Here is a 6,000-nt window from a genome sequence, read left to right as displayed (position 1 = left end):
ACCTACAACACCAACGGCACCCGGGCCACCGAGACCGACCACAACCCGGCCGGCAACACCGCCCAGGACACCACCACCACCTACACCTACCCGGCGGCCACCGCCGCCCAGCCGCACAGTCTCACCGGTACGACGAGCACGGTGAGTGGCGGCGGCACTCCCGTGGCTCAGAACTACTCCTACGATCCCGCCGGAAACACGAGCGCCCGTCACCTGAATCCGGGATCCGGCGTCACCAGCGACCAGAGCCTCACCTGGAACAGTGAGGGAAAGCTGGCCAAGGTCGAGGAGACCGTCAAGGCCGGCTCGGTGACCTCTGCCAAGTCCACGGACTACCTGTACGACAGCAGTGGCAACCGCCTCCTCACGCACACCTCGGACAGCGCCGCACCGGCGGCGGAGAACTGGACCCTCTTCCTGGGCAACACCGAGGTCAACCTGGCCAAGGGAGCGCCCAAGGGCACGGCCACCCGCTACTACCCGTTCGGCGCCGCGACCGCGGTACGCACCGACGACAACAAGGTCACCTTCCAGGTCAACGACCACCACAACACCGCCGAGCTCAACATCGACGCCACCACCGGCGCCGTCACACAACGACGGACCACGCCCTTCGGCGAGGCCCGAGGCACGACACCCGGAGCATGGGCCGGCGACCGCTCCTTCCTCGGAGGTACCAGCGACGCCACGGGTCTGACCCACCTCGGGGCCCGCGACTACGACCAGGCCGTCGGTCGCTTCATCAGCGCCGACCCGCTCATCGACGTCAACAGCCCGCAGCAGATCAACGGATACACCTACAGCGGGAACAACCCCGTCAGGTACAGCGACCCCAGCGGCCTCATGCGCGTCTGCCTGGACACCTGCCGAGGCGAGGACAGCCCGCGCGCTGGCTCCGACGAGATCAGCAGCGGAGACCAGAGCGAGGCGGGCCGCGAAATCTCCGCACGCAGGCACCAGGGGATCCAACTCCTCTCCCCTGCGGTGTCTAGGCTCTATGCCGATGAGTACGATAGGCGCAAGCACCGCGAGCAGCGGCTCATCCGTTGTTCCGAGGAGTGCCGCAGCAGCGCCGGCGATTCGATCGCGGCCGCCTTCTCCATTGGCTGGCTCCACCCGGAGTACGCCAAGCCGAACGTCGTGGTCGTGGTGGAGCCCCCGTGCGTCGGCTGGTGCAAGCTCCAGCACTACGCGCGCATAGGAGCGAACTTGAGCTCTGACGTCAGCACGGTGGCAGGAGTAGCCGCAGTGGCTACGGCATTCATCCCGGGGGTGGATGCCGTAGCGACTCCGGTGCTGGGTGCGATTTCAACAGGAGCGGGCGCTGTGGCCACCGGTCTTGACGTCGTGGGAGGCGACTACCAAGGAGCTGCCGTCAATGGTGTGGTCACGGTGACCGGAGTACTGACCGGAGGGCTGGGCGGCTGGGCAGAACGACCCGCGGCGGCGGCCGGCGTGAGTTTCCTCGTCCGCGGCATGGGAGGCGAAGTCAAAGCCAGTGGCCAGGAAGCTGCACGGCTTTCCGGTGGCAAATACAATCCGGCGGCGGACGATCGCTTCATCAACGCCATGGGATCCATTCCTGCTGCCCTTGCAAGCGCGGTTGGATTCAACCTTGACCCCTTGCATGACCAGGGGAAATCCTCACTCTTTGGATAGCCGTGAAATCATTCATCGAATCAGCCCCGTTTCCATTGGTGATAGGGCTGTCGGTTGCGGGACTCCTGCTCAATGCAGGGCTCGTGTTCGTGCTTTGCCCCAGCAGGAAGCAGCGGTTGACCGCTGCGATGGGATTTGTTCTGGGGGGTGTCTGGATCATTCCGGTCGGAGTGTTGAGGGGGGACTCCGCGAAGCACATAGTTGTGCTCTACGCGGATGCCTTGCTGCTCGTTGCGCTGATCCTCATAGGGCTTCGGGCGGACGTCAGGAGGGTGTCTGTCGCGCGGGCGGCCGGAGACAGGGACATCCCTCCGATCCCCGAGGCTCGTGGCCGCCGAGTCGTTTACGCGAGCATGGGATTGGTCGTGCTCGTCATTCTCCTTGAGTACCTGCCGATCTGGCCGTTCTGACCGGACCAGGTGGCAATCGAAGGGTGTTGCCGGAACTCCTCCCAGGGTTCCGGCAGCACCCTTTCGTTTGGGGCCGGCTCGACCGGAGCCGGGCCGGAGGGCGGACGAACGGTGTTCTGTTGGTGATCCGTTGGTGGCTCGCCGGAGGCTTCGGGCAGGCCGCCGAGCAGGGCGGCCCCGACGCCGGGGCACCGTCCTCGCTGCGTCGAACGGGAGAGGAGCGGACGATGACGAAGCTGACGGGGAAGCCCGGACGGGTGGCGCGGCCGGGCGGCGGCGGAGTGTCGAGGGACTCGATCTGGACCTGACCGGGTCCGGGCGCCGCGCAGGGGACGGGGGTCTCGGCGCGGCGCCTTCAGACCGGCTGCCCGGGCCGCCCGGCCGCCGCGGTGCGCCCGGCCGCCGCCACCTCGTCGAGCTGGGCCCGGATGGTGTCGGCGCGCCAGTCGGTGGACCGCTCGGTGAGCCGCGCCAGGACGGCGTGCGCCTGCCCGACGGCGGCCTCGGCCTCCGCGGTGCGCTCCAGCCGGGTGAGCGCCAGGGCGAGCCGGCCGAGCGCGAGGCCCTCGCCGAACTGGTCGCCGGTGTAGCGGGCCAGCATGGCGGACTCCTGGAGCGGGGGGACGGCCTCGGCGTGCCGTCCGAGGCCGATCAGGGCACCGCCGTTGGTGGCCAGGATGCCGGTGTCCCCGGAGAGGTCGTTGAACTCGCGGTTGATCCGCAACGACCGGTCGCCGTAGGCCAGCGACTCGGTGTGGTTCTCCAGCTCCAGCTCGATCAGCGAGAGGTTGGCCAGCACCGACACCTCACGCTTGCGCAGCTCCGGCGGGCCGACGAAGGCCAGCGCGCGCAGGAACGCCGCGCGCGCCTCCTGGCGCCGCCCGGAGCGGCGGAACACCAGGCCGATGGTGCAGACGGAGGCCATCTGCCCCGGCACGTCGCCGATCCGCTCGCGGATCCGCAGCGCCGCCTCCAGCAGGTGTTGCGCCTCCGACCAGCGCTCCAACTGCATGAACGCGGCGCCCCGGGCGGTCAGCACGGTGGCCTCGCCGGCCGGATCCCCGCCGGCCCGGGCGGCGGCCAGCCCGGCCTCGGTGATGTCCAGCCAGTCCTGCCAGCGGGCCATCAGGTTGAGGTAGGCCCAGGCGAAGCCCGGCAGCAGCCAGCCGGTCCGGTGGAAGCCGTGCTCCGCGGCGGCGGCGGTGGCCCGGACCAGGTTGGTGCGTTCGGTCTCGCACCAGTGCATGGCGTCCTGGAAGTGGCGGAAGCCGTGCGGGCGGTGGCCGGGGCGGGGGGCGGGTGGCTCGGGCCGGGCGGCCCCGGGGAACAGCACGGCGTCCGCCTCGACCAGGCTGTCGAGGTACCAGGCGGTGACCCGGCCGACGGCGGCCCGGACGGCCTCGGCGGGCTCCTCGGCGGCGGCCCGCTCCGCGGCGAAGTCCCGGAGCAGGTCGTGCAGCCGGTAGCGGTCCGGCGCGATGCTCTCCAGCAGGCAGGCGTCGACGAGTTGCTCCAGCGCGTCCTCGGTCCGCTCCGGCGGGTGGTCCAGCAGGGCGACGGCCGCGCGCAGGCTGATCTCCGGCCCGGGCGCCAGGCCGAGCAGCCGGAAGGCCCGGGCCGGGTGGAGCTCCTCCGGTCCTTCGGGGCCCGCGAGTTGGGCGTAGCTCATCCGGAAGCTGGCGCGCACGGCGAGGTCCTCGACCCGCAGCTCGTCCAGCCGGCGGGTGTGGTCGGCCAGCCGGTCGGCGAGCGTGGACACGCTCCAGGAGGTACGGCCCGCGAGGCGGGCGGCCGCGATCCGCAGGGCCAGCGGCAGTCCGGCGCAGTGGGTCACCACCCGGGCCGCGGCGGACGGTTCGGCGGCGACCCGGGCGCGGCCCGCGAGGGCGGTGAACAGCTCCAGCGCCTCCGGCTCGGCCAGCGTGGACAGGCCGAGATGGACGGCCCCGGTCAGCCCACCGAGCCGGCGGCGCGAGGTGACCAGCACCGCGCAGCCCGCCGAGCCCGGGAGCAGCGGTCTGACCTGGGCGGCGTCCCGGGCGTTGTCCAGCACGACCAGCACCCGGCGGTCGGCGAGCAGGCTGCGGTACCGGGCGGCCCGGGAGTCCTCGGTGGTCGGGATCTCCGCCTCGGGCTCGCCCAGATCGCGCAGGAAGCAGGCCAGGACGTCGCTGGGCGCGGCGGGGGTGGTCTGCACCCCGCGCAGGTCCACGTACAGCTGGCCGTCGGGGAAGTCGGCCGCGGCCCGGTGCGCGCTGTGGACGGCCAGCGTGGTCTTGCCCAGTCCGCCGGCGCCGCTGACGGCCACCACGCCGAGCGGGCCGCCGGGCGCCGGGGTGAGCAGGTCCTGGAGCTCCCGCACCTGCCCCTGTCTCCCGGTGAAGTCGGCTATGTCGCGGGGGAGTTGGGCCGGCGGTCGGTAGGCCGCGGGGGCCGGTGGGGCGGTCGCCGGTTCGGCCGGGAGGGCCAGGATCTCCTGGTACGCGGCCTGCGCCTCGGTGCCGGGCTCGACCCCCAGCTCCTCCACCAGCCGCCGGCGCAGCCGGTGGTAGACCGCCAGCGCCTCGCTCTGCCGCCCGCAGCGGTGCAGGGCCAGCATCAGCTGGCGCTGGAAGCTCTCCAGCAGCGGGTGCTCGGTGGCCGGCGCGGCCAGCTCGGTGACCAGGGCGGCGTGCCCGCCGGCCCGCAGCTCGGCCTCGAAGCGCCACTCCAGCGCCTGCAGCCGCCCCTGTTGCCAGCGTTCCACCGCGGGCCGGGCGGCGGCCTCGGCCTCCTCGGCCAGCACCACGCCGGTCAGTGGCTCGCCGCGCCACAGTGCTAGCGCCGCGCGGGCCCGGTCGCCGACGGCCGGCCAGTCGCCCCGGAGCCGGGCCGCGTCGGCGGTTCGGAGCAGGTCACCGAAGCGGGCGCCGTCCAACTCCTCGGCGCCGACCTCGATCAGATAGCCCGGCGGGGCGGCGCGCAGCCGGGAGCCGCCCGCCGGCCCGAGGGCGCGGCGCAGCCGGGTCACGTGGTTGTGCACCGAGGAGGTCGCGCTGGCCGGCGGGTGTTCGCCCCACAGCGCGGCTTTGATCCGGTCCAGCGACACCGTGTGGTTGGCGTCGAGCAGCAGCACCGTCAGCAGGGCGAGGTTCTTCGGCGCGCCGAGCGCCAGTGGGTGGCCCGCGTCGTCGTGCACGGTCACCGGGCCGAGCAGACCGAACCGCATCCCACGTCCCTCCCGCACCACGGGTCCTGATCCGCCCCATGCTAGCCGCGGCCCGCCCCGACCCGCGAAGCTGCTCACGGGTCGGGACGGGCCGCCGGGGGCAGGAGCCGCAGTGGCGTCAGGCCTGCCAGTGCGGCTTGCCGCTGACCATCCGGCAGTAGATCATCCGCCCGGTGGCGTCGTGGGTGCTCCGGCCGAGGTCGGCGTTGCGGCAGAACTGGCCGGCCTGGTAGCAGTTGCCCGCGTTGGAGACGATCTCGCAGCCGGCCGGGGCGGGGGGCGGGTCGGTGTGGGGCGGCTCGGCGGTCTTGGTGGTGGCCTTGGGCGCGGGGGCGGTGGTCTTCGGCGCCGCGGGCTTGGTGGTGGTGACGGCCGGGGCCGCGGGCGGCGCGGCGGCCTCGGTGGCCGTCGGGCTCGGGCTCGGGGTGGGGGTGGGCGTGGGTGTCGGCGAAGGGCTCGGTGTCGCGCTGGCGCTGCTGCCGGCCGGGGCGGGCGCCTGGGCGGCCGCGCTGGTGGAGACGGCGGGTGCCGGGGCGTTGGCGTCGCCGTCCGAGGGGTCGCAGCCGGTCAGGGCGAACGCGGCGGCCAGGACGAGGCCGCAGACCCCGGCGAGCCGCCGGTGGCCGGTGCGGGTGGATGTGGGCATGGGTGTGGAAGGCTCCGTTCCGGCGGGGATGGGCAGGCCGGTGAGTCAACCAGAGCGGCGCCGTGCTGTTCACGCTT

The 6,000-nt window shown here is 72.8% G+C and carries 4 protein-coding genes; 2 read left to right on the top strand and 2 right to left on the bottom strand.

The features are described 5' to 3' along the window. Positions 1 to 1,659, top strand: a 1,659-nt coding sequence (locus AB0K43_RS25555) for an RHS repeat-associated core domain-containing protein (RefSeq protein WP_363643606.1), incomplete at its 5' end; no start/stop codon positions are given. Between the two features lie 2 nt (positions 1,660 to 1,661). Continuing rightward, a complete protein-coding gene (locus AB0K43_RS25550) occupies positions 1,662 to 2,069 on the top strand; it encodes a hypothetical protein (RefSeq protein ID WP_363643604.1) in 408 nt (135 codons plus the stop codon). Positions 2,070 to 2,424: 355 nt separating this feature from the next. On the opposite strand, the gene AB0K43_RS25545 is transcribed toward AB0K43_RS25550, so the two are convergent. Together AB0K43_RS25545 and AB0K43_RS25540 are read right to left on the bottom strand one after the other, a co-directional pair. Further along, positions 2,425 to 5,277: a BTAD domain-containing putative transcriptional regulator gene (locus AB0K43_RS25545; protein WP_363643602.1), complete on the bottom strand. Its 2,853-nt coding sequence runs from the start codon at positions 5,275 to 5,277 to the stop codon at positions 2,425 to 2,427. A 118-nt stretch (positions 5,278 to 5,395) separates the two neighbouring features. Then, positions 5,396 to 5,923: a hypothetical protein gene (locus AB0K43_RS25540; protein ID WP_363643600.1), complete on the bottom strand. Its 528-nt coding sequence runs from the start codon at positions 5,921 to 5,923 to the stop codon at positions 5,396 to 5,398. Between the last annotated feature and the right edge of the window lie 77 nt (positions 5,924 to 6,000).

This window comes from Kitasatospora sp. NPDC049258 (assembly GCF_040678895.1).
In the GTDB taxonomy this organism is placed as follows: Bacteria; Actinomycetota; Actinomycetes; order Streptomycetales; family Streptomycetaceae; genus Kitasatospora.
Note: the sequence above shows the minus strand (reverse complement) of the source record. Positions and strands in the feature narration are given on the sequence as shown.